The 25499-nt window shown below is 75.1% G+C and carries 24 protein-coding genes; 8 read left to right on the top strand and 16 right to left on the bottom strand.

Features of this window, described 5'->3' with window-relative positions:
- The first annotated feature begins 295 nt into the window (after positions 1-295).
- Positions 296-1855, top strand: coding sequence for an apolipoprotein N-acyltransferase (gene lnt / locus BLR33_RS25920; protein ID WP_093787025.1), 1560 nt, complete (start codon positions 296-298; stop codon positions 1853-1855).
- Between the two features lie 33 nt (positions 1856-1888).
- On the opposite strand, the gene BLR33_RS25915 is transcribed toward lnt, so the two are convergent.
- Positions 1889-2785, bottom strand: a complete 897-nt coding sequence (locus BLR33_RS25915; protein ID WP_176930499.1) for a Gfo/Idh/MocA family protein — start codon at positions 2783-2785, stop codon at positions 1889-1891.
- Between the two features lie 152 nt (positions 2786-2937).
- On the opposite strand from BLR33_RS25915, the gene BLR33_RS35325 reads away from it, so the two are divergent.
- The gene (locus BLR33_RS35325; protein ID WP_176930481.1) at positions 2938-3369 is read left to right on the top strand and encodes a hypothetical protein; all 432 of its coding nucleotides are present in this window, start codon (positions 2938-2940) and stop codon (positions 3367-3369) included.
- 52 nt (positions 3370-3421) lie between these two features.
- On the opposite strand, the gene ung is transcribed toward BLR33_RS35325, so the two are convergent.
- The 5 genes from ung to BLR33_RS25885 form a co-directional block, all read right to left on the bottom strand.
- On the bottom strand, positions 3422-4105 hold the full coding sequence (gene ung, locus BLR33_RS25905) for a uracil-DNA glycosylase (RefSeq protein ID WP_093787022.1): 684 nt from the start codon (positions 4103-4105) through the stop codon (positions 3422-3424).
- Between the two features lie 100 nt (positions 4106-4205).
- Complete coding sequence (locus BLR33_RS25900) at positions 4206-4967, bottom strand: SDR family oxidoreductase (RefSeq protein ID WP_093787021.1); 762 nt, start codon at positions 4965-4967, stop codon at positions 4206-4208.
- A 52-nt stretch (positions 4968-5019) separates the two neighbouring features.
- Positions 5020-5781 (bottom strand): 3-oxoacyl-ACP reductase FabG, encoded by a 762-nt coding sequence (gene fabG / locus BLR33_RS25895; RefSeq protein ID WP_093787020.1) that lies wholly within the window; start codon positions 5779-5781, stop codon positions 5020-5022.
- A gap of 145 nt (positions 5782-5926) precedes the next feature.
- Complete coding sequence (locus BLR33_RS25890; protein WP_093787019.1) at positions 5927-6310, bottom strand: DUF3037 domain-containing protein; 384 nt, start codon at positions 6308-6310, stop codon at positions 5927-5929.
- On the bottom strand, positions 6307-7125 hold the full coding sequence (locus BLR33_RS25885) for a HipA family kinase (RefSeq protein WP_093787018.1): 819 nt from the start codon (positions 7123-7125) through the stop codon (positions 6307-6309). The genes BLR33_RS25890 and BLR33_RS25885 overlap by 4 nt, the downstream gene beginning before the upstream one ends.
- Positions 7126-7177: 52 nt before the next feature.
- On the opposite strand from BLR33_RS25885, the gene BLR33_RS25880 reads away from it, so the two are divergent.
- Together BLR33_RS25880 and BLR33_RS25875 are read left to right on the top strand one after the other, a co-directional pair.
- Positions 7178-9292: a S9 family peptidase gene (locus tag BLR33_RS25880; RefSeq protein WP_093787187.1), complete on the top strand. Its 2115-nt coding sequence runs from the start codon at positions 7178-7180 to the stop codon at positions 9290-9292.
- Positions 9293-9367: 75 nt separating this feature from the next.
- On the top strand, positions 9368-9883 hold the full coding sequence (locus tag BLR33_RS25875; protein WP_093787017.1) for a Rieske (2Fe-2S) protein: 516 nt from the start codon (positions 9368-9370) through the stop codon (positions 9881-9883).
- A 223-nt stretch (positions 9884-10106) separates the two neighbouring features.
- Here the strand turns inward: BLR33_RS25875 and BLR33_RS25870 are convergent, their stop codons facing one another.
- Positions 10107-11015: a LysR family transcriptional regulator gene (locus BLR33_RS25870; RefSeq protein WP_093787016.1), complete on the bottom strand. Its 909-nt coding sequence runs from the start codon at positions 11013-11015 to the stop codon at positions 10107-10109.
- 72 nt (positions 11016-11087) lie between these two features.
- Between BLR33_RS25870 and BLR33_RS25865 the strand changes: the two genes are divergently transcribed.
- Positions 11088-12158, top strand: coding sequence for a DMT family transporter (locus BLR33_RS25865; protein WP_093787015.1), 1071 nt, complete (start codon positions 11088-11090; stop codon positions 12156-12158).
- 235 nt (positions 12159-12393) lie between these two features.
- On the opposite strand, the gene BLR33_RS25860 is transcribed toward BLR33_RS25865, so the two are convergent.
- The 3 genes from BLR33_RS25860 to BLR33_RS25850 form a co-directional block, all read right to left on the bottom strand.
- Entirely contained in the window at positions 12394-13251 is an 858-nt protein-coding gene (locus tag BLR33_RS25860) for a fructosamine kinase family protein (RefSeq protein ID WP_093787185.1), read from the bottom strand.
- 5 nt (positions 13252-13256) lie between these two features.
- Positions 13257-13721: a low molecular weight protein-tyrosine-phosphatase gene (locus BLR33_RS25855; protein WP_093787186.1), complete on the bottom strand. Its 465-nt coding sequence runs from the start codon at positions 13719-13721 to the stop codon at positions 13257-13259.
- A 273-nt stretch (positions 13722-13994) separates the two neighbouring features.
- The gene (locus BLR33_RS25850; protein WP_093787014.1) at positions 13995-15326 is read right to left on the bottom strand and encodes an aminotransferase class I/II-fold pyridoxal phosphate-dependent enzyme; all 1332 of its coding nucleotides are present in this window, start codon (positions 15324-15326) and stop codon (positions 13995-13997) included.
- Positions 15327-15362: 36 nt separating this feature from the next.
- On the opposite strand from BLR33_RS25850, the gene BLR33_RS25845 reads away from it, so the two are divergent.
- Both BLR33_RS25845 and BLR33_RS25840 read left to right on the top strand, forming a co-directional pair.
- Positions 15363-16130, top strand: coding sequence for a pyridoxamine 5'-phosphate oxidase family protein (locus tag BLR33_RS25845; RefSeq protein ID WP_093787013.1), 768 nt, complete (start codon positions 15363-15365; stop codon positions 16128-16130).
- Entirely contained in the window at positions 16130-16774 is a 645-nt protein-coding gene (locus BLR33_RS25840) for an FMN-binding negative transcriptional regulator (protein ID WP_093787012.1), read from the top strand. Before BLR33_RS25845 ends, BLR33_RS25840 begins: the two co-directional genes overlap by 1 nt.
- A 254-nt stretch (positions 16775-17028) precedes the next feature.
- Here BLR33_RS25840 and BLR33_RS25835 read toward each other — a convergent pair whose 3' ends face one another.
- The 3 genes from BLR33_RS25835 to BLR33_RS25825 form a co-directional block, all read right to left on the bottom strand.
- Positions 17029-18003 (bottom strand): DMT family transporter, encoded by a 975-nt coding sequence (locus tag BLR33_RS25835; protein ID WP_093787011.1) that lies wholly within the window; start codon positions 18001-18003, stop codon positions 17029-17031.
- Between the two features lie 852 nt (positions 18004-18855).
- A complete protein-coding gene (locus BLR33_RS25830; protein WP_093787010.1) occupies positions 18856-19572 on the bottom strand; it encodes a pyridoxine/pyridoxamine 5'-phosphate oxidase in 717 nt (238 codons plus the stop codon).
- Between the two features lie 93 nt (positions 19573-19665).
- A complete protein-coding gene (locus BLR33_RS25825; RefSeq protein WP_176930479.1) occupies positions 19666-21951 on the bottom strand; it encodes a glycoside hydrolase family 3 N-terminal domain-containing protein in 2286 nt (761 codons plus the stop codon).
- A gap of 196 nt (positions 21952-22147) precedes the next feature.
- Here BLR33_RS25825 and BLR33_RS25820 point away from each other — a divergent pair, with 196 nt between their 5' ends.
- Positions 22148-23176, top strand: a complete 1029-nt coding sequence (locus BLR33_RS25820; RefSeq protein WP_093787184.1) for a LacI family DNA-binding transcriptional regulator — start codon at positions 22148-22150, stop codon at positions 23174-23176.
- A gap of 76 nt (positions 23177-23252) precedes the next feature.
- Here BLR33_RS25820 and BLR33_RS25815 read toward each other — a convergent pair whose 3' ends face one another.
- The 3 genes from BLR33_RS25815 to BLR33_RS25805 all read right to left on the bottom strand — a co-directional run bounded on the left by BLR33_RS25815 (position 23253) and on the right by BLR33_RS25805 (position 25488).
- Positions 23253-23891 (bottom strand): PadR family transcriptional regulator, encoded by a 639-nt coding sequence (locus BLR33_RS25815; RefSeq protein ID WP_093787008.1) that lies wholly within the window; start codon positions 23889-23891, stop codon positions 23253-23255.
- 208 nt (positions 23892-24099) lie between these two features.
- The gene (locus BLR33_RS25810; protein ID WP_093787007.1) at positions 24100-24555 is read right to left on the bottom strand and encodes a hypothetical protein; all 456 of its coding nucleotides are present in this window, start codon (positions 24553-24555) and stop codon (positions 24100-24102) included.
- A gap of 141 nt (positions 24556-24696) precedes the next feature.
- Complete coding sequence (locus BLR33_RS25805) at positions 24697-25488, bottom strand: helix-turn-helix transcriptional regulator (RefSeq protein ID WP_093787006.1); 792 nt, start codon at positions 25486-25488, stop codon at positions 24697-24699.
- Between the last annotated feature and the right edge of the window lie 11 nt (positions 25489-25499).

Below are 25499 nucleotides of genomic sequence, written 5' to 3'. Positions count from 1 at the left end.
CCCCGTTTCCGCCCGGGATCACCGCCCGCAACCCTCACCGGCAGCCGCGCCCCGGCGGACGACGGCGGGCCCGCGCCGGATCGGCGGCGGCCGGCAAGCCGCGTGCCTTCGGGGTCCGCGCCGCCGTAGGCAGGCAGGGCACCCCGGCCTGCGGAACACGATGCCGGACACGCCCGTCTGCCGCCGCCGGTCACCCTCGGGGGTGCCGCGGAACGGATCGGGGGCGCGGGGCACGCTCGACGGCAGGCGCGGGTGGGCAGGATGGGGGGAGGGTCGGGCGAGGTGAGGAGGGCTGATGGCGGTCACCGTCGGGGCGCGGGTGCGGGCGGAGGCCGGGCCGGCGCGGGCGCGGTTGGCTTCCGGGTGGGTGCGCGGGCCGGTCGCCGCCGCGGCGGGCGCGCTGCCCGCGCTCGCGTTCCCCGCCCCCTCGCTGTGGTGGTTCGCGTACGTCGCCCTCGTGCCCTGGCTGCTGCTGATCCGCTCGGCGCCCACCGCCCGCCGGGCCACCCTCGACGGCTGGCTGGGCGGCGCCGGCTTCATGCTCGCCGTGCACCACTGGCTGCTGCCGAGCCTGAACGTCTTCCTCGTCGTGCTGGCGCTGCTGCTGGGCGCGCTGTGGGCGCCCTGGGGCCGGCTGGTGCACCGGCTGCTCGGCGCGGGCGGCTCCCCCCTCGCGGCTTCGGTCCTCGTGCCGTGCGGCTGGCTGATGGTGGAGCTGGTGCGCTCCTGGCAGTACCTCGGCGGGCCCTGGGGGCTGCTGGGGGCGAGCCAGTGGCAGGTGCCGGCCGCGCTGCGGCTCGCCTCGATCGGCGGGGTGTGGCTGGTGAGTTTCGCCGTGGTGCTGGTCAACACCTGCCTGGCGGTGCTGGTCGCGCTGCCGCGGGCCCGCAGGCGTGCGCTGGCCGCGCTGCTGGCCGTCGCGGTGGTGACCGCGGGCGTGTGGCTGTGGGCGCCGCGGCCGCACCGTACCGGCTCGGTGCGGGTCGCCGTGGTGCAGCCGGGCGTGATCACCGGGCCCGACGCGCGCTTCGCCCGCGAGGAGCAGCTGACCCGCGCGCTCGCGGGCACCCACCCCGACCTGGTGGTCTGGGGCGAGAGCAGCGTCGGCGTCGATCTCGCCGACCATCCCGCGACCGCCGCCCGGCTCACCGCCCTGTCCCGCGCGGTCGGCGCCGACGTCCTGGTGAACGTGGACGCGGAGCGGGCCGACGGCACCGGCATCTCCAAGACCTCGGTCCTGGTCGGCCCGCACGGCGTCACCGGGCCGCGGTACGACAAGATGCGGCTGGTGCCCTTCGGCGAGTACATCCCGCTGCGGCCGCTGCTGGGCTGGGCGACATCCGTGGGCAAGGCGGCCGGGCAGGACCGCAGGCCCGGCACCCGCCAGGTGGTCATGGACACCGGCTCGCTGCGCTTCGGGCCGCTGGTCTGCTTCGAGTCGGCGTTCCCCGACATGAGCCGCCATCTCGCCGGCGACGGCGTGCAGTTGCTGGTCGCGCAGTCCTCTACGTCGTCCTTCCAGCACAGTTGGGCGCCCGCGCAGCACGCCTCGCTCGCCGCCGTGCGGGCCGCGGAGGACTGGCGGCCGATGGTGCACGCCACGCTCACCGGCATCAGCGCGGTCTACGGCCCGGACGGGCGGCCGGTGGGGCACCGGATCGGCACCGCGAGCAGCACCTCGGCGGTGTACGAGGTGCCGCTGGCGACCGGGACCAGCCCGTACGTGCGGTTCGGCGACTGGGTGCCGCACCTCGCGCTGCTGCTGCTCGCGGCGGCGGGCGCCTACGCGGGTGTCCACCGGCTGCGGGCGGTACGCACCCCCGCGCCGGTGCTCGGCCGCACCACCGACCTCTGAGCGACGCCGGGTCCCCGGTCGCGCCCCGGCCTCCTATGCGGCCGCGGTGATCTCGGCGACGATCCGCTCGCACAGCTCGTGGGTGCGCAGCGCGTCGGCGCCGTCCAGGGGCTTGCCGGTGCGGACCGCGTCGAGGAAGGCGAGGGTGATCTGCTCGATGCCGCGCTGCCTGGCCACCGGCACCCAGTCGCCGCGCCGCCGGACGGTCGGCTGGCCCTTGTGGTCCACGACCTCGGCGAGGTTGAGGACTTGGCGGCGGGTGTCGGCGCCGCTGACGTCCAGGCTCTCCTCGGTGGAGCCGCTCATCCGGTTCATCGAGCCGATCGCGGTGAAGCCGTCGCCGGACAGGTGGACCACGACGTGGTGCAGGAGCCCCTCGCGCACCCGGGCCGAGACCCGCACCTGCTCGACGGGCCCGGGGGCCAGGAAGCGCAGGGTGTCGACGACGTGGATGAAGTCGTCGAAGACGACCGTGCGCGGGTCGTCGGGCAGGCCGATCCGGTTCTTCTGCATGAGGACCAGGTCGCGCGGGTGGTCCAGGCACTGCGCGTAGCCGGGCGCGTAGCGGCGGTTGAAGCCGGTCATCAGCGGGACGCCCCGCTCGCGGGCGCGTTCGGTGAGGCGGCGGGCGCCCGCCAGGTCGTAGGCGAGGGGCTTGTCGACGTAGAGCGGGACGCCGGCCTCGACCAGCCGCAGGCCGATGGCGACGTGGTCGGCGGTGGGGGCGTGCACGAAGGCGGCGTCGAGGTCCTGGTCCAGCAGCGCGTCGAGCGTGGCGTGCCGGTGCGGCAGGCGGTGGGCGTCGCCGACCGCGTCCAGGGTGGCGCGGGTGCGGGTGTGCAGGTGGAGTTCGAGGCCGGGTTGCGCGGCCAGCACCGGCAGGTACGCCTTCTGCGCGATGTCGCCGAGTCCGATGACGCCGATCCGCAAAAGGGCGCTGCCTGCCATGCCTGCTCCTGTCCTCGGTGGGCGCCGGGCCCGGCGCGGCGGTGGTGCGGTGGCGGGCGGCGTCCACCGCAGCATACGGGGCTCACTCCTGCGGGGAATGGCAGGTCAGCGGGAGGGTGCGGGACAGTGGCGGGGTGCGTCGACTCCCCGCGTTCGTGGTGCTGGTGCTCGCGGTGTCCGCCACCGCCGGCTGCACGACCGTCTCCGCCCCGCCCGACCCGCGCCGGGCCCCGCAGCAGCCCTCCGCCGTGCCGGAGAGCCTGCCGGACCGTGCGAACGACCTGCGGGTGGCGAGCCCTTCGGCGCCCGGAGCGCGTCCGGACGGGCATCCGGCGCCGGCCGCGCGCCCGGCGCTGTCCCCGCCGGCCGCCGCCTCGGTGCCGCCCCGCACCGCGCCCTCGGCCCGGCCGCCGGCCCGCGCCGAGGGCGCCCGCCGCCCGCGCGGGCCCGTGCCCAGCGCGAGCGGCACCCTGCGGATGAAGGACGTGTGCGCGATGGGCGAGTCCTACGGCACGTGGGAGCCGAGTCCGGCGCGGACCATGTGCCGCCAGGTGTACGGACGTTGAACCAGCACGCTGCGGGCGGGGCCTTGAGCGGCCGGCCCCCTCCCGCGGCCGCTCAGTCCTGCTTCAGGTCCGGGATGCGCCAGTCGATCGGCTCGTGGCCCTGGGCCTTGACCGCCGCGTCGATCCGCCCGAAGGGGTGGCTGCCGAGGAAGAGCTTGGCCGACAGCGGGGAGGGGTGGGCGCCTTCGATGACGGTGTGCTTCGCGGTGTCGATCAGCGGCAGCTTTTTGCGCGCGTAGTTGCCCCACAGCACGAACACCGCCGGGTCCTCGCGGTCGGAGAGCGCGCGGATGACGGCGTCGGTGAACTTCTCCCAGCCCTTGCCCTTGTGCGAGTTGGCCTCGCCCTCGCGGACGGTGAGCACCGCGTTGAGCAGCAGGACGCCCTGCTCGGCCCAGGGCATCAGGTAGCCGTTGTCGGGTACGGGGTAGCCGAACTCGTCCTTGAGCTCCTTGAAGATGTTCCGCAGGGAGGGCGGGATCTTCACGCCGGGGCGGACCGAGAAGCACAGCCCGTGGCCCTGGCCCGCGCCGTGGTACGGGTCCTGGCCGAGGATCAGCACCTTCACCCGGTCGAACGGGGTGGCCTCCAGCGCGGCGAAGACCTCCTCGCGCGGCGGGTAGATCCGGTGTTCCGCCCGCTCGGCCTCCACGAAGGCGGTGAGCTGCTGGAAGTAGGGCTTGTCCGACTCCCCGCCGATGGCGGCCTGCCAGGAGTCGGGCAGCTTGCTGAGCACGTCGGGAACCTCCGGTACGCGATCCGTTACTGCCCCGAACGTACCGCGCCCCACCGACAGTGCCGCGCCCGCGCCTGGCCTGCTCCCCCGGGCCCGCAGGTCAGGCGCCGCCCGCGTGCAGGAAGAGGCCGCCGTCGATCACCAGGTTCTGGCCGGTGATCCAGGCGGCCTGGTCGGAGAGCAGGAAGGCGGCGGCGCCGCCGATGTCCTCGGGCACGCCGAGCCGCCGCAGCGGGTAGGCGGCGGCCGCCTCCTCCTCGCGGCCTTCGTAGAGCGCGGCGGCGAACTTCGTCTTCACCACGGCGGGCGAGATCGCGTTGACCCGTACGCCGGGGGCGAGTTCGGCGGCGAGTTGCACGGTGAGGTTGGCCATCGCGGCCTTGCTCATGCCGTAGGCGGCGATGAACGGGGAGGGGGCCAGGCCCGCGATCGAGGTGATGTTGACGATCGCGCCGCCGTTCTCCTTCTGCCACGCCTTCCAGGTCTGCTGGGCGAAGCCGAGGGCGGAGACGACGTTGGTCTCGTAGACCTTGCGGACGACGGCGAGGTCGACCTCGGCGAGCAGGCCGTAGACCGGGTTGGTGCCGGCGTTGTTGGCGAGGTAGTCGACGCGGCCGAACGCCTCCATGGTGCGTTCGACGGCGGCGGCCTGGTGGGCTTCGTCGTGGGCCTTGCCGGCCACGCCTATCGCGCGGTCGGCGCCGAGCCGCTCGACGGCCTCCTTGAGTGCGTCCTCGTTGCGGCCGGTGATGCAGACGCGGTCGCCGCGGGCGACGAGCGCCTGGGCGATGCCGTAGCCGATGCCGCGGCTGGCGCCGGTGACGATCGCCACGCGCCCGCTGTCCGGGGGGAGTTCGGTCATGGTGAAAGGGGTGCCTTCGCAGTCGGGGGGCGGTCGGGGGGCGGGGTGGGCGTCAGTCGAGCGGGCCGCCGGCGACGTAGAGCACCTGGCCGGAGACGAAGCCGGCCGCGTCGGAGGTGAAGAAGGCGATGGCGCCCGCCACGTCGTCGGGGACGCCGACCCGCTGGACCGGGATCTGGCTCGCGGCCGCGGCCTGGAACTCCTCGAAGCCCATGCCGACCCGGGCGGCGGTGGCGGCCGTCATGTCGGTGGCGATGAAGCCGGGGGCGACCGCGTTGGCGGTGACGCCGAACTTGCCCAGTTCGATGGCGAGGGTCTTGGTGAAGCCCTGCATGCCCGCCTTGGCGGCCGAGTAGTTGGCCTGGCCGCGATTGCCCAGCGCCGAGGAGGAGGACAGGTTCACCACGCGGCCGAACTTGGCGTCCACCATGTGCTTCTGGACGGCGCGGGTCATCAGGAAGGCGCCGCGCAGGTGCACGCCGAGCACCGTGTCCCAGTCGGCGGCCGACATCTTGAAGAGCAGGTTGTCGCGGAGCACGCCGGCGTTGTTGACCAGGATCGTCGGGGCGCCCAGCTCCTGGGCGACGCGGGCGACGGCGGCCTCGACCTGGGCCTCGTCGGAGACGTCCGCGCCCACCGCGAGCGCCTTCCCGCCGGCCGCGGTGATCGTTTCGACGGTCTCCTTGCAGGAGCTCTCGTCGAGGTCGAGGACGGCCACGGCCCGCCCCTCGGCCGCCAGCCGCACCGCGGTGGCGGCGCCGATCCCGCGGGCGGCCCCGGTCACGATCGCCACCCGCTGCTCGCTGCTCGGCATCTGTCTCTCCTCACGCCCGGCCGGCCGGCCGCCCGTACGTCGTCCGCGCACATGAGCGACCGCTTAGTAGGTCCCGCCGGAAACCGTAGGATCACGATGACCCAGTGTCAACGGCATGCCGCCGCGGGTGTGGCGCCCCGCCGGGTCAGTGCACCAGGAGCCGCAGCAGCCGGTCGGCCTCCTTGTCCGCCTCGGCGGTGAGCCCGGTGTGGACGGGGCCGGGCTGGACGATCGTGCTGCGCGGCGCGGTCAGCCAGCGGAACCGCCGCCCGGGGTCCTCGCCGGCCGCCTGGCCCGCGCGCTCGCCGCCCTCGCAGATCCCCTCGTAGCCGCGCAGCGCCGCCCGCACGCCCTCGACGTCCACCTGCGGGTCCAGGCAGCGCAGCCGCCCCTCGTCCAGGTGCACCCGGGCGCCGACGTAGGTCTGGGCCCGGCAGTAGACGAGCACCCCGGCGTTGATCATCTCGCCGCGCTCGATCCGCGGCACCACGCGCAGCAGCGCGTACTCGAAGACGTCCCGGCCGCTCATCGCGCGTTCTTCCCCTCGACCCAGGTGCGCAGCCATTCCGGCGGCGGCTGCTGCTCGCGGCTGCGGCCGGTGGTGATGCGGGTGTGGATGTCCGCCGCCCGCGCGGCCAGCAACTCGCGGTAGGCGGCGCGTACGTCGTCGGGCGAGCCGAAGCCGGGCTCGTCGACCAGCCACTCGTCGGGCACCAGCGCGGTCACCTCCGCCAGCAGCTCGGGGGTCACCTGCGCGGCCATCTGCGGTGCCACGGCGGCCGGTTCGGGCGAGAAGCGGGCCAGCGCGTGGTCCGAGGCGTCGTACGGCTTGGCCGAAGCGGCCTTTGCGGAGGGCCAGTTGTGGTGCCAGATGAGGGAGGCGCCGTGGTCGATGAGCCACACGTCGCGGTGCCATACCAGCATGTTGGGGTTGCGCCAGGAGCGGTCCACGTTGCCGATCAGGGCGTCGAACCAGACGACGCGGCTCGCCTCGACCGGGTCGACGGTGAACACCAGCGGGTCGAAGCCGAGCGAGCCGGGCAGGAAGTCCATCCCGAGGTTGAGGCCGCCGCTCGCCTTGAGCAGGTCCTGGATCTCCTCGTCGGGCTCGCCGAGCGCGATGACCGGGTCGAAGTCGAAGCGCACCAGCTCCGGCACCCGCAGGCCCAGCCGCCGGCCGAGCTCCCCCGCGATCACCTCGGCGACCAGCGCCTTGCGGCCCTGGGCGGCGCCGCTGAACTTCACCACGTACGTGCCGAGGTCGTCCGCCTCGACCACCCCGGGCACCGAGCCGCCCTCGCGCAGCGGCGTCACGTAGCGGATGCCCGTCACCTCTCTCAACATCCCCCCAGGTTAAGCGGTGGAGGAGGCCGCCCAGGACCGGGAGACTGTCCGGATGGACACGACCCCCGCACCCGGGACCACGGCCGGCCGCCACGGCTTCCCCGCCCAGTACGCCCGCACCGCCCGCTTCTCGCTGGGCGTCCCGCGGGCCTTCGTCCTCGCCCCCGACGGCCGCTCGGCGCTCTTCCTGCGCACCCGCGGCCCGCAGGACGGCACGGGCTGCCTGTGGCGGGTGGACGCAGCCGGCGAGCACTTGCTGGCCGACCCGGCCGCGCTCGGCGGCGCCCCGGGCGAGGTGCCCGAGGCGGAACGGGTCCGGCGCGAGCGCGCCCGCGAGCGCACCTCGGGCATCACCGCCTACAGCACCGACACCGCCGTGCGCCGGGCCGTCTTCGCCGTCGACGGCGCCCTGTGGCGGCTGGACCTCACCGGCGGCGAGCCGCGCCCGGTGGCGACCGCCGGGCCCGTGGTGGACCCGCGGCTCGACCCGACCGGGCGCCGCGTCGCCTACGTCACCGGCGGCGCCCTGCACGTCGTCGACCTGGAGACCGGCGCCGACCGGGCGCTCGCGGTACCGGAGGCCGCCGAGGTGACCTACGGCCTGGCCGAGCACGTGGCCGCCGAGTCCATGTACCGCTACCGCGGCCACTGGTGGGCACCGGACGGCGAGCGGCTGCTGGCGGCCCGGGTGGACACCTCGCCCGTCACGCGCTGGTGGATCGCCGACCCGGCCGACCCGGCCCGCCCGCCGCGCGAGCTGGCCTACCCCGCCGCGGGCACCGCCAACGCGGAGGTCACCCTGCACGTCCTGGGCACCGGCGGCACCCGCGCCGAGGTCGTCTGGGACCGCAAGGGGTACGAGTACCTGACCTCCGTGGCGTGGGACGCGCACGGCCCGCTGCTCGGCGTGCAGAGCCGCGACCAGCGCAGCCTGCTGCTGCTGGCGGCCGACCCGGACACCGGCGCCACCCGCGTGCTGCACGAGCGGCGGGACCCGGCCTGGGTGCAGATCGTCGTCGGCACCCCGGCCCGCACCGCCTCGGGGGCGCTGGTCGGCACCGCCGACGAGGGGGACACCCGGCACCTGTCGGTCGGCGGCCGCCCGGTCACACCCGAGGGCCTGCAGGTGCACGAGGTCGTCTCCGTGGACGGGGAGTCCGTGCTGTTCGTCGGGAGCGAGGAGCCCACCGAGGAGCACCTGTGGTCCTACGACCCCGGGGCGGGCGCGGTGCGGCTCAGCGAGGGCCCCGGGGTGCACACCGGGCAGCGGGCCGGCGACGGGCTGCTGCTGGCCTCGCACACCGAGGACGGCCACACCTTCCGGCTGCGTGCCGGCGGCGAGGAGCTGGCGGTGGAGTGCCTGGCCGCCGAGCCCGTGGTGCGGCTGCGCCCGACCTGGCTCACGGCCGGCGGGCACGGCATCCGCACGGTGCTGCTGCTCCCCTCCTGGTACGAGCCCGGCAGCGGCCGGCTGCCGGTGCTGATGGCGCCCTACGCCGGCCCGGCCCAGCAACTGGTGCTGCGGGCCCGGACCTCGGCGCTGCTGACCGCGCAGTGGTTCGCCGAGGAGGGCTTCGCGGTCGTGGTCGCCGACGGCCGCGGCACCCCCGGGCGCGGGCCGCGATGGGAGAAGAGCATCCACAAGGACTCGCTGGGCAAGCCGGTCGAGGACCAGGTGACGGCGCTGCACGCGGCCGCCGCGGCCTGTCCCGACCTGGACCTGGACCGGGTGGCGATCCGCGGCTGGAGCTTCGGCGGCACCCTGGCGACGGCCGCCGTGCTGCGCCGCCCCGATGTCTTCCACGCCGCGATCAGCGGCGCGGGCCCCAGCGACCAGCGGCTGTACGACACGCACTGGCGCGAGCGGTTCCTCGGCCACCCCGACGAGGACCCGGCCGCCTACGAGCGCTCCTCGCCCATCGGCGAGGCGGCCTCGCTGCGCCGCCCGCTGCTGCTGGTGCACGGCCTGGCCGACGACAACGTGGTGGTCGCGCACACCCTGCGGATGTCGGCCGCGCTGCTGGCCGCGGGCCGCTACCACCAGGTGCTGCCGCTCTCGCAGGCCACCCACGCGCCCAGCGACCCCGTGGCGATGGAAGGGCTGCTGAGGCACCAGTTGGGATTTCTTCGCGCCTCGTTGAACACCTCGCCGCCGGCCGCCGTATGAGAGGGCACGCGTGACAACGCGTGCCGGGCGGCGTAGCCCCGCCGCCCGGCTCCATCGGCGGAACAGGAATGCACCATGGCCGAATCCCCCCGCTCCCCCGAGTTCCTCACCCGCCGCGGCGTGGTCGCGGCGGCAGGCGGGGCCGGGCTCGCCGCCGTGCTGACGGCCTGCGGCGGCTCCGGCTCCTCCTCCGACGACTCGGCCTCGGACACCGCGTCCGCGGGAGCCGGCTCGGGCGGGTCGAGCGCTCCCTCCGACACCTCGACGGGGACGCAGAGCCCGTCGGGCTCCGGTGGCTCGGGCGGCACGCCGCTGGGCAAGACCTCGGACGTACCGGTCGGCGGCGGCAAGATCTACGACGCCCAGAAGGTCGTGGTCACCCAGCCGACGGCCGGCACCTTCAAGTGCTTCTCCGCGGTGTGCACGCACCAGGGCTGCACGGTCGCCCAGGTCTCCGGCGGCGTCATCCACTGCCCCTGCCACGGCAGCGGCTTCCACATCGCCGACGGCAGCGTCGCCAACGGCCCGGCCACCGCACCGCTCCCGGCCAAGCAGGTCACCGTCTCCGGCGGCGAGATCACCCTGGCCTGAGCCCGCCCGGGCCGCGCGCCGCGCGGCCCCTCGATCGGCCGGTCCGGGCTTCCCGGGGGCGGGCCCTGGTCCCGGACCGGCTCCGCGCCGCCGCGGGCACCCTTCGCGGGTGCCCGCGGCGGCGTTCTCCTTCCTCCGCTTCCTCCGCTTCCTCCGCCCGGCCCGCCGCCGCCCCGAGCCCCGCGTCCATCCGGCCGCGCCGACGCGGCCGCTGCCCGGCCCGTCACCCCTCGGCCAGGTCCGCCCCACAGGCGGCCAGCGCGTCCACGGCGGCCCGGATCGCCGGACGGCGGTCGGCGTCCTCGCGCCAGACCGCGTACACGTGCCTGCGCATGGTGTGCCGGACGGGGACGATACGGGCGCCGGGCGGCATCGGGTCGCGGCCGAGCCGCGGCATCACCGCGACGCCGAGCCCCGCGGCCACCAGGGCGAGCACGGTCGCGTGCTCCATGGCGCGGTGGACCACGTGCGGTTCGATGCCCTTGCCGCGCAGCGTGAAGAGCAGCCACTCCTGGCACAGGCCGCCGTCCGGCCAGGCGATCCAGTCCTCGTCGGCGAGTTCGGCGAGGTCGAGTTCCGCCCGGTCCTCCAGCCGGTGGCCGGCCGGCAGCGCGACGTCCACGATGTCGTCCACCAGCGGGGCCTTGGCGAGCCCGGGCGGCAGCGACAGCGGCTTGTTGTACCAGTCGAGGACCACCGCGAGGTCGATGTCGCCGCGGGCCAGCCGCGCCAGCGCGTCCATCGGCTCCAGCTCGTGGACGACCGTGTGCAGGTGCGGGTGGTCCGCCCGCAGCCGGCGCAGCACGGCGGGCAGCAGGCCGCGCACGGCGGTGGGGAAGGCGCCCGCGACCAGCTCGCCGACGGCGGCGCCGCGGTGCGCCTCCAGGTCGGCGTGGGCGAGTTCGACCAGCGAGAGGATGCGCTCGGCGTGCCCGGACAGCAGCCGCCCGGCGTCCGTCAGCCGCACCCCGCGGCCGTTGCGCCCGAGCAGGGTCTGGCCGGTCTCGCGCTCCAGCTTGGCCATCTGCTGGGAGATCGCCGAGGTGGTGACGCCCAGAACGTCGGCGGCGGCGCTCACCGAGCCGTAGGTGTCGATGGCGTGCAGGACCCGTAGCCGCTCCAGACTCAACATGTTAGAGATGCTACGTCGTCGGCTCACGAATTCTCGCTTGTGCTACGACGTGTGAGCCGCCAAGGTGTCGCCATGAGCACACCCGCCGAGAGCCGCAGCCTTGCCGTGCCGCCCGTGGAAGCGCCTTCGGGAGCAGCTTCCCGAGCCGCGGTGGAAAGCCGAGCGGCGGCCCCGGCGGAAGTGGCGGCCACAGCGGGCAGCGCCGTCCGCCCGGCGCTGCGCGGGCTGCTGGACTGGCGGGTGCGGTTCGCCGCGCTCGGGCTGGTGTGGGGCTTCAGCTTCCTGTTCATGAAGGTGGGCAACGAGGCGTTCGCCCCGCTCCAGGTGACCCTGGGACGGCTGGTGTTCGGCACCGCGGTGCTCGCCGTCGCCGTGGTGGTCAAGCGCGAGCGGCTGCCGCGGTCGGGGCGCACCTGGCTGCACCTGTGCGTCGCGGCCTTCTTCCTCAACGCACTGCCGTTCAGCCTGTTCGCCACCTCGGAGCAGACCATCTCCTCGGTGCTCGCCGGGATGTGCAACGCGGCCACCCCGCTGTTCTCGATGCTGGTCTCGCTGGTCGCCCTCTCCGAGGACCGGCCCTCGCGGCAGCGGTTCGCGGGTGTCGGCGTCGGCTTCGTCGGCGTCCTGATCGTGCTCGGCGCCTGGCAGGGCTTCTCCGGGGAGGACCCGAAGGGCACCGTGATTGCGCTGACGGCGGCGTGCAGCTACGCGGTCGGCTGGGCGTACGTGCGGCGCACCCTGTCCGGGGGCGGCAGCTCGCACCTGGCGATGTCCACCGGCCAGCTCCTGCTGGGCGCCCTCCAAGTGCTCGCGCTCACCCCGTTCGTCACCTCGATGCCCTCCTCCTATCCGCTGCGCCCGGTGCTGTCGGTGGTCGCCCTGGGCGCGCTCGGCACGGGGCTGGCCTTCCTCGTGCAGTACGGCCTGGTCGCCGAGAAGGGGCCGACGATCGGCGCGATGGTGACCTATCTGATCCCGATCGTGGCCACCGCCGCCGGGGTGCTGCTGCTGGGCGAGTCGCTGTCCTGGAACGAGCCGGTGGGCGCGGCCGTCACCCTCGCGGGCGCGGCCCTCACCCAGCGCCGCCCGAAGCCGCGGGGCCGGGGGGACACGCGGCCCGCGTCCGGCTCCGGGCGCGGCTAGGGCGTCTCTGACAAATAGCGGCGTCCGCCCGTGAGGGCGGGGGCGGCGGGGTCTGGTGCGTGCGATCGCAAGGCGGAGGGTGGGGGTACCTCCCGGGCCGCAAGGCCCAGGGGGAGAGAGCGCTGGGGGTACCTCCCTGGCCGCAGGCTCAGGGGGAGGGCTGCGCCGACGACCGACAACGCAGCGAGCGTGCGTGCCAGACCCCGCCGCCCAGGCGGGATTTGTCAGAGACGCCCTAGAGCGCGAGTGCCGCGCGGGCCGCGTGCAGGGCCTGGCCGGCGTAGGAGCGGCCGAACAGGACGGTGTGGACCAGCAGCGGGAAGAGCTGGTGGAGGGGGACGCGGGCAGTGCGGCCGGGGGCGAGCGGGGCGGCCCGGTCGTAGGCGGCCAGGACGGTGTCCAGGTGCGGGCAGCCGAAGAGTTCGAGCATGGCGAGGTCGCTCTCGCGGTGGCCGCCGTGCGCGGCCGGGTCGATGAGCCAGGCGTCGGCGGACCACAGGACGTTGCCGCTCCACAGGTCGCCGTGCAGCCGGGCGGGCGGTTCCGCGGGCCCGGCCAGCTCCGGCAGCCGTTCGCAGACCTGCTCGAAGGTGCGCGCCTCGGCCGGCCCCAGGGTGCCCGCGTCCACGGCCGCGCGCACGTAGGGCAGGACGCGGCGCTCGGCGTACCACTGCGGCCAGTCGCCGCCCGGGGTGTTGTCCATGGGGGCGCGGCCGATGGTGGCGTGCTGCGGTCCCCCGGGGGGCGGGGAGCCGAAGGCCGTGGCGCCGGCGGCGTGCAGGGCGGCGAGGCCGCGGCCGAAGCGCTCGGCGGCGCTCGCGGTGGCCCGGCCGTCGGGGACCCGGGTGGTGACCAGCCAGGCGTCGTCGGCGCCGCGGACCTCGGGCACGGGCACCGTGCCGGGCTCGGCCAGCCAGCGCAGCCCCGCGGCCTCGGCCTGTACCGCACGGCGGCTCTCGCCGCGTTTGACGACGACCTCCGTGCCGTCCGCCAGCACCGCCGCGGTGAGGGCGCCGGTGAGCCGCCGCCCGCCATTGACCTGCTGCCCGGTGAGCCGGGCTGCGGCCGCCAAGGGCTCCTCGCTGTCCGGCACCGGGCTCACACCCCCAGGTGCTCGCGGACCCAGTCGAGCAGGCCGGGTGTGGCCGCCTCGATCATGGCCAGCACCTCCTCGAAGCCGTCCGGGCCGCCGTAGTACGGGTCGGGGACCTCGGCGCCGGCGGGCGCGGAGGGGTCGAAGGAGCGCATGAGGCGGACCCGCGAGGGGTCGGGGACGAGCCGGCGCAGCGCCTTGTCGTGCCCGCGGTCCATGGCGAGGAACAGGTCGGCGTCCAAGTGCTCCGCGCCGACCTGCGCGGCCACGTGCTCCACCGGGTAGCCGTGCCGGGCCAGCACCTCGCCCGCCCTGGCGTCGATGGGCTCGCCCACGTGCCAGGGCCCGATGCCGGCGCTGGTCACCCGCACGCGGTCGTCCAGCCCCTCCCGGCGGAGGTGTTCGGCGACGACGAGTGCGGCGGAGGGCGACCGGCAGATGTTGCCCGAGCAGACGAAGCACAGATGCAGCACGGGGACCAGGGTACGGGGGCCCGGGCTGCGTACGGGGGCGAGGTAGGGCGGACGGGTGCCGCGCGAGGGCTGCGGGGAGGGCGCCGGACGGGGTACTGCGGGAACCGTACGCGCCCGGCGTCGGCCCGGGGCCCGAACCCGAAACCGATTGCGCTGGGACGGGAGCCGTACGTGCGCGGCCTCGGGCCGGAACCGGAAGCCGACTGCGCTGGGACGGGAGCCGTACGTGCCTCGGCCCTGCCGCACCGGTGCCGACCCGGGCCGTCGCGGTCAGCCCAGCCGTTGCGCGCCCGCCCGCGACAGGACGGCGGCGACGGCGTCGGCGAGCGGTCCGACGTCCGCGGCCGTCAGCGGGGAGACGGTCAGGCGGATGCCGGGGGCCGAGCGCAGGCGGAAGCGGGCGCCGGGCGCGACGGCCCAGCCGCGCTGCAGCAGTCCGGCGACCGCGCCGGTCTCGTCGCCGACGGGCACCCACACGTTCATCCCGCAGCGCCCCTGGGCGGCGACCCCGCGCCGGTCAAGGGCGTCGAGCAGGGCCTGGCGGCGGGCGGTGTAGCTGCGGGCGGTGGCCGCGGGGTCCACGGCGCCGCTCTGCCACAGGTGGACGACCGCGCGCTGGAGCAGGTGGCTGACCCAGCCGGCGCCCAGGCGGTGTCGGCCGCGCACCCGGCCGACGGTGACCTCGTCGCCGGTGCAGACGGCGAGCCGCAGGTCGGGGCCGTACGCCTTGGCGGTGGAGCGGACCAGGGCCCAGTGGTCGGTGGCGCCGGACAGGCAGTGCAGGGGGTGCTCGACGAGGCCGTGCAGGTGGTCGTCGTCGATGACCACGACGTGGCGGTGGGCGGCGAGCAACTGCCGAAGTTCGGCGGCCCGTTCGGCCGACAGGGCGGCTCCGGTCGGGTTCTGGCCGCGGTCGGTGACGATCAGGGCGCGCACCCCGGCGGCCAGCGCGCGGGCCACCTCGGGGGTCAGCGGACCCTCGTCGTCCAGCGCGACGGGCACCGGGCGCAGGCCGAGCGCGGGGACGAGGTCCATGACGCTGCCCCAGCCGGGGTCCTCCACGGCGACCGCGTCTCCCGGGCGCAGGTGGGCGGACAGGACGCGCTCGATGGTGTCGAGGGAGCCGGAGGTCAGGGCGATCGGCCCGGCGGGCACGCCGTCCTCGTCGAAGGCGGCGCGGGCGAGGCGGGCGAGGTCGGCGTCGATGGGCGGACCGCCGTAGAGGGCGGGCTCGGCGGCGTGCTGGGCGGCGGCGTCGGCGAGAGCGGCCGCCAGCGGCGGCAGCAGGGCGGTGTCGGGGTTGCCGGTGGAGATGTCCCGCACGCCGGCGGGCACGTCGATGCGGATCGTCTCGCGGGCGCTGGTGGCCGGGCGCGGCCGGACCCGGCTGCCGCGGCGGCCGGCGGTCTCGATGACGCCGCGGTCGCGCAGCAACCGGTAGGCGGCGGCCACGGTGTTGGGGTTCACGTCGAGGTCGCGGGCGAGGTCGCGCAGCGGCGGCAGCGGCGCGCCGGGGCGCAGGGTGCCGCTGCTCACGGCTGCCTCGATGTCGGCCGCAATCGCCGATGCGCCGCGACCGGTGATTCGATACTCTCCTATCACAAACAACAGTATGCACTAGTGCAAAGGAGAGTGCCAATGAGCTCCGCGCTCCCGGCGCCCGAAGTGTCGACGGCGTCCACCACTGCGTCCACTGCACCGATCGAGGCGGGGCAGGCGCCCGAGGACCCGCCCCCGTACCCGCCCACCGAGCGCACGGTGCCCACCCGCTCGCGCGAACGGGCTTCCTACGACCGGGAGTTCGTGCACGCGATCCTGGACGAGGGGTACCTGTGCCACCTCGGCTTCGTGCGCGACGGCGCCCCCGTGGTGCTGCCCACGCTCTACGCCCGGGTCGGCGAGCGGCTCTACGTCCACGGCTCCACCGGCTCGCGCCCGCTGCGGGGGGCGGCCGACCCCGGGCTCGCGGTGTGCCTGACCGTCACCCATCTCGACGGGCTCGTGCTCGCCAAGTCCGCCTTCCACCACTCGATCAACTACCGCTCGGTCGTGGTGCACGGCACCGCCCACCAGGTCACCGACCCCGAAGAGCGGTCGCTGGCGCTCGATGCGATCGTGGAACAGGCCGTGCCGGGCCGTTCGGCCGACGCGCGCCGGGCGAACGGCAAGGAACTGGCCGCCACCGCCGTCATACGGCTCGACCTGCGCGAGGTCTCGGCCAAGTCCCGTACCGGCGGCCCCAACGACGAGCCCGAGGACCTGGCGCTGCCGCACTGGGCGGGCGTGGTCCCCGTCGCCCCCTCGTACGGCTCGCCGCTGCCCGCCGACTACAACACCGCTGCCGCGCTGCCGGATTACCTCGCTCCCGGCACCGCACGCGCTGCCGCCCGGAAGGAGCCGGCCTGATGCTCATCCACCCCTGGGACGCGGCGGCGGACGACGAGGAGTGGCAGGAATGGCTCTCCGGCCACGACTTCGGCCAGCTCGCCGTCAACGGCCTCGCCGGCGGGCCCCCGTTCGTCCAGCCGGCGCACTTCCTCTACGACGCGGCCGCCGGACCGCGCGGGCAGGTGCTGCTCCACCTGGCCCGGCCCAACCCGGTGTGGCCCGCGCTGGAGGCGTGCCCGCAGGTCGCGTTGAGCGTCGTGGACGACTACACGTACGTCCCCGGCCCCTGGCACGCGCCCGACGGCGAGCCGCCCGAGCACGGCACGCCCACCAGCTTCTACGCGGCCGTCCAACTCCTCGGCACCGCGCACCTCGTGGACGACCCGCAGGCCAAGTCGGCGCTGCTGGAACGCCAGCTCGCCCATTTCCAGCCGGGCGGCGGCACCGCACCGGTCACCCCGGACGCGCCGCCCTTCGCCCGCATGCTCGCGGGCATCCGCGGTGTCCGGATCGACGTCACCGAGGTGCGGGCGAAGTTCAAGTACGGCGCGAACAAGGCGGAGCCGGTACGGCGGCGGGTCACCGCGCTGCTCACCGAGCGCGGGGGGCCGCACGACGCTGCGGCCCGCGCGCACCAACTGCGGCAGCTGGCACGGGGGTAGCGGGCGCGCGACGGGCACGGACCGCCGCGGGCTCCAACGGGCTTGCGTCTTGCCCGGCTTGCGGGCGTCACGAGTGCGGGCGCGGCGGATACGGGCCGCCGTACCCGCCACCGACTCCACGGACTCGCCTGCTTCACAGGCGTCCAGGTGTCACGAACGCAGGCGCAGCGGACAAGGGCCGCCGTACCCGCCACCGGCCCCACGCGCTGTGCGGGTGCCGCAAGCGTGCGGGGCCACGGGTCAAGGCACCGCTGTCACACCGGTGTGGGGGCCACCGCCCGCTCCCGCGCGGCCTGGCGGGCCTCCTGCCAGGCCAGAGCCGTCACCGCGGCCAGCAGCACAACGGTGCCGGCCACGGTCGCGGCCGTGAGGTGCTCGCCGAGCAGGGTGACCGCGATGGCCGCGGCCGAGACGGGCTCGATCAGGGCGATCACCGAGACGGTCGCGGCCCGCAGCACAGCCGCGCCCGCGAAGTACAGCGCGTAGGCCAGCGCGGTGGGCACCGAGGCGAGGTAGCCGAGCAGCAGCAGGGTGCGGCCGGTGTGCACGGCGTGCGGCCACAGTCCCTGCGAGCAGGCCGCGGGCAGCAGCACGAGGGCACAGATGCCGAAGGACCACAGCGAGGTGTCCAGGGGGTCGGCGTTCGTACCCGTACGGCCGTGCCAGCGGGTGAGCACGGTGATGCCCGCGTAGCCCGCGGCCGAGAGCAAGGCGAGGACGATGCCGGCGGGGCGGGCGGCTGTCCCGCCGTCGCCGAGGACCAGCACCGCGAGCCCGGCGAGCGCGCCGCCGACCGCGCCCGCGCCGGCCCGGCCCAGGCGCTCCCCCATGGCCAGGCGCGCGGCCAGGGCGATCATCACCGGGCCCGAGCCGAGGGTGACGACCGTGGCGACGGCGAGGCCGGTGGACTTCACCGCGCAGAAGTAGGCGGCCTGGAAGAGGGTGAGGCCGGCGCCGGTGACGACGATCCTGAGGGCGGCCGCCCTCAGGTCGGTCCGTGCGGGCGCCTGCGGGCGGTGGGCGCGGCCGCGCAGCGCCCGCACGGCCGCGAGCAGGACGAAGCCGCCGGCCGCGCGCCAGAAGGTGAGGGCGAAGGGGCCGAGTCCGCTGCCCCGGTAGAGCAGGGCGGCGGCCGCGCCGGCGGTGCCCCAGGCGGTGGCGGCGAACACGACGTACACGAGGCCCCGGCCGGGGGTGATCCGGGCAGGGCCGAGCTGCGAGTGCGACAAGGGTTTTCTCCCGCGAGAAGGGTGAGGCGGCTTGTGCGTGTCACCGTCTGCGGGCAGCACTCCTCGCCGCCGGGCGGGTCTCACCCGTCGCCGGCGGCACCTGCCCGCGCGTCAGCGCGCGGGAGGGGGAAGTACGGAGCTGTGCACGACGCTCACTCTACGGTGTCCGGGGTACCGCCCGTCCCCCGTACGGGCCTCGCGGGGGCCGCCCCCGCGCCCCCACTCCGTGCCAAGCCCGCTCACACGTGCCGGGGTTGCCCCGCGTCCCCGTACGCGAGCTCCGTACGGCGGTCACGGGGCGCCGAGCGGCCACCCGCCGCGGGGGTTTCTCCACGGTGCCGCGTGCCGCCCGGCGGATGGCCGGGCGCGCAGTTCCCCGCGCCCCTATCAGCTCGGCTCCGTACCAGGGCACCCCAACGGCCACCCGCCGCAAGGATTCCTCCACAGTGCCGCCTGCCGGCCGGTCACTGGCCGGGCGTGCAGTTTCCCGCGCCCCTTTCGGCAACCCGCCTGCCCCCATCGGACTCCGGCCGACCTACCCCCGGTGACCGGTACCCGCGCAGTTCCCCGCGCCCCTACCAGCTCGGCTCCGTACCAGGGCACCCCAACGGCCACCCGCCGCAAGGGTTCCTCCACGAGGCCGAATGCCGGCCGGTCACTGGCCGGGCGCGCAGTTTCCCGCGCGCCTTACTGGCTCGGCTCCGCCCAGCCGCACCCAAGACCGGTTGCCGCCGTTGCTCTCGGCTACGCCGCCCAGCGATCGGATGTCGACACACAGCTCTGCTCTCGGCCGAGCGGCCACCGGCCTCGTGCGGGGGGCCGGGCGCGGCTGGAACCGCGGAAGGGGTTCCGTCAGGGCCAGAGGAGGGTGCGGGTCCAGGAGGAAGGAGAGGTGCGGGTGTAGAGGAGGCGGAGGTGGAAGCGTGGGGGGTCGGCCTGGAAGAACTCGACGCGGTGGGCGTGGAGGCGGTGGAGGGTGTGGGTGGCGGGGACGCGGGAGGGCTCGGCGGAGACGATGCGGTGGCCCTCGTCCAGGGCCTGGTGGTAGGCGTGCGGGCCGTCGAGGGGCGCGCTGGTGGGGCCGGCGAAAGCGGCGGCGCGGGCGCGTTCGCTGCGGCCGAGGAAGTCGCGCCGGGTGGCGTCCTCGCCGAGGAGGGTGACCGGGCCCGCCATGCGGATCTGCCGGCCGTGCGCGGGCCAGTACCAGGTGAGGGCGGCCTGCGGATTGGCCGCGAGGTCGTGGCTCTTGGGACTGCGGGAGTCGGTCGCGAAGTCGTACGCGCAGGCCGCGGTGTCGATGCCGCGCAGGATGAGCACGCGGGCGCTGGGCACCGCGTCGGCGCCCGCCGTGCTGAGGGTCATGACCTGCGGCTCGGGCACCCCGTCGTCCAGCGCCTGCGCCAGCCATTCGGCGAAGAGCGGTCCCGGCTCGGCGGGCGCGGCCTCGGGGTCGAAGTGCGGCAGCGTCCCGGCCAGGACGGGCGCCGAGCGGGTCCGTTCGAGCAGCTCGGCGTCGGCCCGCGCGACCGCGTCGCCGTCCGCACCGTTCGCGCCGCCTGCCGTGCCCATGCCGTCCTCCCGGGGGTCGCCTCGGGGACCATCACACCGCACGGGGCGGGCCGCCGGCGGGAGGACCCGCCGACGGCCCGGGACGTGACCCGCTCAGCGCAGGGTCACCGTGGCGGTGCGGGTGCCCGCGGTGAAGACGTAGGAGCCGGGGGCGACCTGCTGCGGACCGGCGCCGTCGATGTCGCCGGGGGTGACGGCGAGTTCGCTCGGCGGGACGCTCAGCGTCACGCTGCGGGACTGGCCCGCGCCCAGGTGCACGCGGGTGAAGGCGACCAGCTTGCGCGCGGGCGCGAGGACGTCGCTGGAGGGCTGCGAGACGTACACCGGCAGCACCAGGTCGCCTGCGCGGTCGCCGGAGTTGGTGACGCCCACGGTCAGGTGCAGGGTGTCGCGGGTGCGGGCGGTGGCGGCGGCCTTGATCGAGTCGATGCCGTAGGTCGTGTAGGACAGGCCCGCGCCGAACGGGTAGGCGGCATCGTAGGAGGACTCGGGGCCGGAGTTGGTGCCGGGCAGCTGCTGGTAGTACAGCGGCTCGTTGCCGATGTCCTTGGGCCAGGACGCGCTCAGCCGCCCGCTCGGGTTCACCTTGCCGAACAGCACGTCGGCCACGGCGTTGCCGCCCTCGCTGCCGGGCAGCCAGGACATCAGCAGGCCCTGCGTGCCGTCGGCGTCGCCGAGGACCAGCGGGCGCCCGGCGACGACCACGGTGACCACCGGCTTGCCGGTCGCCTTCAAGGAGGCGACCAACTGCTGCTGGTCCGCGCTGAGTTCGGGCCGCGGGCTGTCGGCGGCGCCCTCGGCAGCGGCCTTCTCGCCGACGACCACGACGGTCAGGTCGGCGTCGCGCGCCTGGGCGACGGCGTCGGCGTCGCTGCTCGGCCGCACCACCTGGGTGCCGGAGGGCGCGGCCTTCTTGATGCCCTGCAGGATCGTGGTGCCCGGCAGCGTCACGCCGTCGGGGACGCCCTGCCAGCCGACGGTCCAGCCGCCGGCCTGGTCGTTGATGTCGTCTGCGTAGGAGCCGGCCACGACGATCTTCTTCGTCGAGGGCGCGATGGGCAGCACACCGCCGTCGTTGCGCAGCAGCACCTGGGACTCGTCGGCGGCCTGGCGTGCCACGCCGGTGTCGGCGCCGAGCACGCGGGAGTCGGCCTTCGAGGCGTCCACGTAGGGGTGTTCGAAGAGGCCGAGCTCGAACTTCAGCGTGAGGATGCGCCGTACGGACTGGTCGATGCGCCGGGTGCTGACCAGGCCGCGCTGGACGGCGGTGCGCAGGCCGTCGCTCCAGCCCTGCGCGTCGTAGGGCTCCATCGCCATGTCCAGGCCCGCGTTGACGGCCTTGGCGATGGCCTCGGGGTAGTCGGCGGCCACGTGGTAGGAGGTCTGCAGGGCGCGCACGTCCTGCCAGTCGCTGACCACGACGCCGTCGAAGCCCCACTTCTTGCGCAGCACGTCGGTGAGCAGGTAGTGCGAGGCGGTGGCCGGGATGCCGTTGATGGCACCGGAGTTGACCATGACGGTCCGCGCGCCGGCGTCGATCGCCTGCTTGTAGGAGGGCAGCAGGGTGTCCTGCAGGTAGCGCAGGGAGACGTCGCCGGGCACGCGGTCGTGCCCGTTGCCGGGTTCGCCGTAGCCGGCGAAGTGCTTGACGGTGGCGGCCACGTCCTTGGCGCCGCCGGCGTTCTGGATGCCCTTGACCGCGGCGGCGGCGAGCGTGCCCGACAGCAGCGGGTCCTCGCCGTAGGTCTCGTAGTAGCGGCCCCAGCGCTGGTCGCGGGCGATGTCGGTGACGGGGGCGAAGTTCCAGTCGATGCCGGTGGCGGCCACCGAGCGGGCGGCCGAGGCGCCCTCCGCCTTCACCAGGTCCGGGTCCCAGGTGGAGCCCATGCCGATCTCCTGCGGGAAGATCGTGGCGCCCAGCACGTTGTTGTGGCCGTGCACGGCGTCCACCCCGTAGAGGATCGGGATGTGCAGCCGGGAGTGGGTGACCGCGTACTGCTGGACGGTGTTCACCATCGTCGCCCAGTTCTCGGGGGTGTTGACCGAGGGGCCGGCGCCGCCGCCGGAGAGCACCGAGCCGGCCGCGTTCTTCACCAGTACGTCGTTCATGCACGACTCGGTGAAGGCGCCGCCGCTCCACTGGCAATCGCCCTGCATGTTGACCACCGAGATCTGGTCCATCTGACCGATCTTCTCGTCCAGTGTCATGCGGTGCAGCAGGTCGTTGACACGGACGTCCACGGGCGCGTTGGGGTTGGTGTACGTCGGGTCGCCGCCGGCCTGGGCGGGCACCGCGGCGACGGCTGCGATGCAGGCCGCGGCCGTGGCGAGCACGAGCAGGCGGCGGATCGCGGGGCGTGGTGCGTTCGTTGGCATCATCAGGAGTCCCGTTCCTGTGGGGTTCGGTCCCGGTGTCGGTGGGACCGTTGGTGCCGCAAACGTTTTCGAATGGCGGGAAGTCTGACCCGGACTCTCACGGATCGTCAAGACTGTACGCAGCAGTCGTTTTGCCGCACGCTTGCCAGGACGCTCCCTCACGTCGTTCCCTGTCCGATCACGCAGAACGGGACTTGCGTTGAACATCCGTGAACTGGCCCGCCGCAGCGGTGTGTCCACCGCCACCGTGTCGCGGGCCCTCAACGACCGGGCCGAGGTGAGCGAGGAGACCCGGGCGCGGATCAGGCGGCTGGCCGTCGAGTTGGGGTACGCGCCCAATGAGCCGGCCCGCACCCTGGTGCGGCGCCGCTCGGACACGATCGGGCTGGTGTGGGACAGCGGCCAGGAGGCCGCGGGGCTGCACAACCCGTTCCTGCTGGGGCTGCTCAGCGCGGTGCGCACCGCGCTGTCCGAGGCGGACTACCACCTGATGCTGCTCACCACGGCCGGCGAGGACGAGCCGGACGCGGCCTACGTGCAGGCGGTGCGGCGGCACAACCTGGAGGGCGTGATAGCGCTCACCACTCCCCCGGACGACCGCTGCCTGCGCGCGCTGGCCGCCTCCACCGTGCCCTGCGCCGGCATCGACACCGCGTTCACCGGGCCGCGCACGGTGCGGGTCAGCTCCGACAACGCGGCCGGCGCGGAGGCCGCGGTGCAGCACCTGTACGACCTGGGGCACCGCAGGATCGCCACCGTCACCGGCCCGCTGCACCTGCCGCCGGCCGCCGAGCGGCTGGCCGGCTACCGCCGGGCGTGCGTCCGGCTGGGCCTCGCGGTGCCGGACTCCTACGTGGTGGGTGGCGACTTCTTCCTGGCCAGCGGTGAGGCGGCCGGGCGCCGGCTGCTCGCGCTCGACGAGCCGCCGACGGCGATCTTCGCGGCCGGCGACCAGATGGCCATAGGGGCGATGCACGCGGCGGCGGACGCGGGGCTGTCGGTGCCGCGCGACCTGGCGGTGGTGGGCTTCGACGACGTGGACGCCGCAGGGCTGGTCCGCCCGGCGCTGACCACCGTGGCCCAGGACCAGCGGGCGCTGGGCGCGGCGGCGGTGGCGGCACTGCGCGACATGCTCGACGCGGGGCCGTCCTCGCCGGTGCCTGCGGCCGAGCCGCGCATCGTGCCGACGAGGCTCGTGGTGCGCGGCTCCAGCGGGCCGCGCCGCTGAGGGGCACGAGGGAGAACCGAGAACGGCGGAGGGGCCGGACCGCTTGTCGCGGACCCGGCCCCTCCGGTGCCGGACCTCACTCGCCGTCTTCGTCGGCCAGGATGAGGTACAGCTTCTTGCGGGCGTCGTTGACCACCGCGAGCGCCTTGTCGCGCTGCTCGGGGGTGCCTGTCGCCCAGACCTGGCGGAACGCCTCGATGAGCCCGCCGCCGGCCTTCCTTATCTCGTTGAGCGCGTCCCAGTCGACGCCTCGGCCGGCGTCCTCCCAGGGTGCCTCCGGGCCGGCCTCGGCCTCGGTGCGGCCGCCCTCGGTGAGCGTGAACAGCTTCTTGCCGCCCTCGCTCTCGCTGCTGATCAGGCCCTCGTCCTCCAGCAGTTGCAGCGTCGGGTAGACCGAGCCGGGGCTCGGCCGCCAGGCGCCGCCGCTGCGCTCGGCGATCTCCTGGATCATCTCGTAGCCGTGCATCGGCCGGTCCTTGAGCAGCGCCAGGATCGAGGCCCTGACGTCGCCGCGCCGGGCCCGCCCGCGCGGTCCGCCGCGGCCTCGTCCGCCGCCGGGGCCGAAGGGGCCGAACGGGCCGCCGCCGGGGCCGCCGAAGGGCGGTCCGAACTGGCCGAAGGCCGCCCGCAGCCCTTCGCGCTCGCCCCAGCCGCGGCCGCCGCCGCAGGGGCCGTGGTGTCCGTGGTGTCCATGTCCGTGGTCGTGGGAGTGCATGATGTCGTTCCTCTCATCGTTGATCGTTCACGATGCTTCAACGATATATCGGAACCCATCGTGCGGCAAGCCCCTCTCGGAGCTTCTGCTTCAGGGCGCGCAGGGTGGGGCGACTCCCGGGTCGCGGGCGCGCCAGAAGGGCCGTACGGCGCAGAGGAAGCGCGTACGGCCCGGCCGGACGGGGTCGGACGGGGGCGGACGGGGCCGATCAGTCGCCGGCGGGGGAACCCGGGATGCGGACGGTCACCTCGGCGGCCACTGCCTCGACCTCGGCCGGGCCCTCGATGCGCAGCCAGGCCAGCTCGTCCAGCCCGTAGAGGCGGCGGGCGAAGCCGGCCGTGCCGGCCGGCCAGGGTTCGGGGGCCTTCGGCAGGTGGTGCAGCGCGATCCGCTCGACGAAGCAGTCCTGGATCTCGGCGGGCTTGGAGATCGCCAGGTGCCGCAGCCCGCCGAGGCGGACCGTGGCCTCAAGGGTGCCGGCGCCGTCGCCGACGGCGACCTCCAGCATGTCCTGCCCGCCGAGCGAGTCCAGCGCGATGCGGGTGACGAAGTGCCCGGCGAGGGGGGCGAGCCGGTACGCGGCATCCGCACACCGCACCTTGAAGGTGTCGTACCCGAAGGCGCCGTCGCTGAAGGCGTCCGCCGCCTCGGCCGTACCGCTCACGGGGGTGAGGCTACGGCGCGGGGGCGTCCCGCGTCGACCGGAAGTCCCTGATCCGCCGTCAATTTCCTTGTCAGGCACCGCTGCCGGCTCTGAGCGGACGCCGAGCCTCCCTCCGGGACTCGTCCGCTGACCGTCCCGGCCTCAACTCCCCTGCGCCAGCGGCCTGTCGGCCGCCGACAGGAGCCGTTCGCCGTCGCGCCAGGCGTTGGCCGCCGCGACCCGTCCGGCCACGTGCAGCTTGGGGTAGGCGTGCTCCAGGTGCTTGTCCACCGTCCGCGGGCTGATCGCCAGGCGGCGGGCGATCTGCTCGTTGGTCAGGCCGTCGGCGAGCAGGCCGAGCACCGCGGCCTCACGGCGGGTGACGCCTTGCGGGGCCTCCTGCGGCCGCCCGCCGGGTACCGGCGTGGCACGCGCGAGGCGGTCCATGGCGTGGGCGAGCCGGACCCGCAAAAGGGCCGCGGTCCGTACGTCGGCGTCGGTGAAGTCCGGCCCCGCGGCCCGGTTGACCGCCAGGCACACACGGCGCCGCTCGGTGCCCGCGTATCCGGCGGGAAAGGCCATGGCGAGCTGGTGCTCGGCGCCGACCGGGCGGTAGACCTCCGCGTACACGGCCGAGTCCAGCAGCGCGCGGCGGCTCTGCAGGTCCGAGCGGCGGGCGGCGCTGCCCGGCCCGAGCCGAGTGTGCGCCACCAGCGGATCGGTCGCCGCCTCGCGTTCGAAGGCGGCCATCACCTCGGGGTCGAGCAGCGCCGCGGGCAGGGTCTGCGGCATGCCGCTGCCGGGGTGCGGCGTCCACACGACGCTGTCGCCGGGCACGGCCCGCAGGAGCAGCGGCAGCAGCGCCGGGACCAGCTCGCGCTCGTCCACGGCCTCGATAAGCAGGTCGACCACCGCGAGCACCCGCCGCAGCCCGGCCTGATCGGCCGCGTCCATACTTCCACTGT

Origin of the sequence: Actinacidiphila guanduensis (genome assembly GCF_900103985.1) — a bacterium.
GTDB classification, from domain to species: domain Bacteria; phylum Actinomycetota; class Actinomycetes; order Streptomycetales; family Streptomycetaceae; genus Actinacidiphila; species Actinacidiphila guanduensis.
This window is presented reverse-complemented; position numbering and strand designations above follow the sequence as displayed.

Excerpts from the sequence above, each read along its gene's own strand:
- fabG (WP_093787020.1), bottom strand. The coding sequence starts at position 5,781 with ATGCCGAGCAGCGAGCAGCGGGTGGCGATCGTGACCGGGGCCGCCCGC.
- BLR33_RS25900 (WP_093787021.1), bottom strand. The coding sequence starts at position 4,967 with ATGACCGAACTCCCCCCGGACAGCGGGCGCGTGGCGATCGTCACCGGC.
- BLR33_RS25870 (WP_093787016.1), bottom strand. The coding sequence starts at position 11,015 with ATGTTGAGTCTGGAGCGGCTACGGGTCCTGCACGCCATCGACACCTAC.
- BLR33_RS25825 (WP_176930479.1), bottom strand. The coding sequence starts at position 21,951 with ATGATGCCAACGAACGCACCACGCCCCGCGATCCGCCGCCTGCTCGTG.
- BLR33_RS25840 (WP_093787012.1), top strand. The coding sequence starts at position 16,130 with ATGCTCATCCACCCCTGGGACGCGGCGGCGGACGACGAGGAGTGGCAG.
- BLR33_RS25805 (WP_093787006.1), bottom strand. The coding sequence starts at position 25,488 with ATGGACGCGGCCGATCAGGCCGGGCTGCGGCGGGTGCTCGCGGTGGTC.
- BLR33_RS25875 (WP_093787017.1), top strand. The coding sequence starts at position 9,368 with ATGGCCGAATCCCCCCGCTCCCCCGAGTTCCTCACCCGCCGCGGCGTG.
- BLR33_RS25865 (WP_093787015.1), top strand. The coding sequence starts at position 11,088 with ATGAGCACACCCGCCGAGAGCCGCAGCCTTGCCGTGCCGCCCGTGGAA.
- BLR33_RS25885 (WP_093787018.1), bottom strand. The coding sequence starts at position 7,125 with ATGTTGAGAGAGGTGACGGGCATCCGCTACGTGACGCCGCTGCGCGAG.
- lnt (WP_093787025.1), top strand. The coding sequence starts at position 296 with ATGGCGGTCACCGTCGGGGCGCGGGTGCGGGCGGAGGCCGGGCCGGCG.
- BLR33_RS25815 (WP_093787008.1), bottom strand. The coding sequence starts at position 23,891 with ATGCACTCCCACGACCACGGACATGGACACCACGGACACCACGGCCCC.
- BLR33_RS25890 (WP_093787019.1), bottom strand. The coding sequence starts at position 6,310 with ATGAGCGGCCGGGACGTCTTCGAGTACGCGCTGCTGCGCGTGGTGCCG.
- BLR33_RS25845 (WP_093787013.1), top strand. The coding sequence starts at position 15,363 with ATGAGCTCCGCGCTCCCGGCGCCCGAAGTGTCGACGGCGTCCACCACT.
- BLR33_RS25880 (WP_093787187.1), top strand. The coding sequence starts at position 7,178 with ATGGACACGACCCCCGCACCCGGGACCACGGCCGGCCGCCACGGCTTC.
- BLR33_RS25830 (WP_093787010.1), bottom strand. The coding sequence starts at position 19,572 with ATGGGCACGGCAGGCGGCGCGAACGGTGCGGACGGCGACGCGGTCGCG.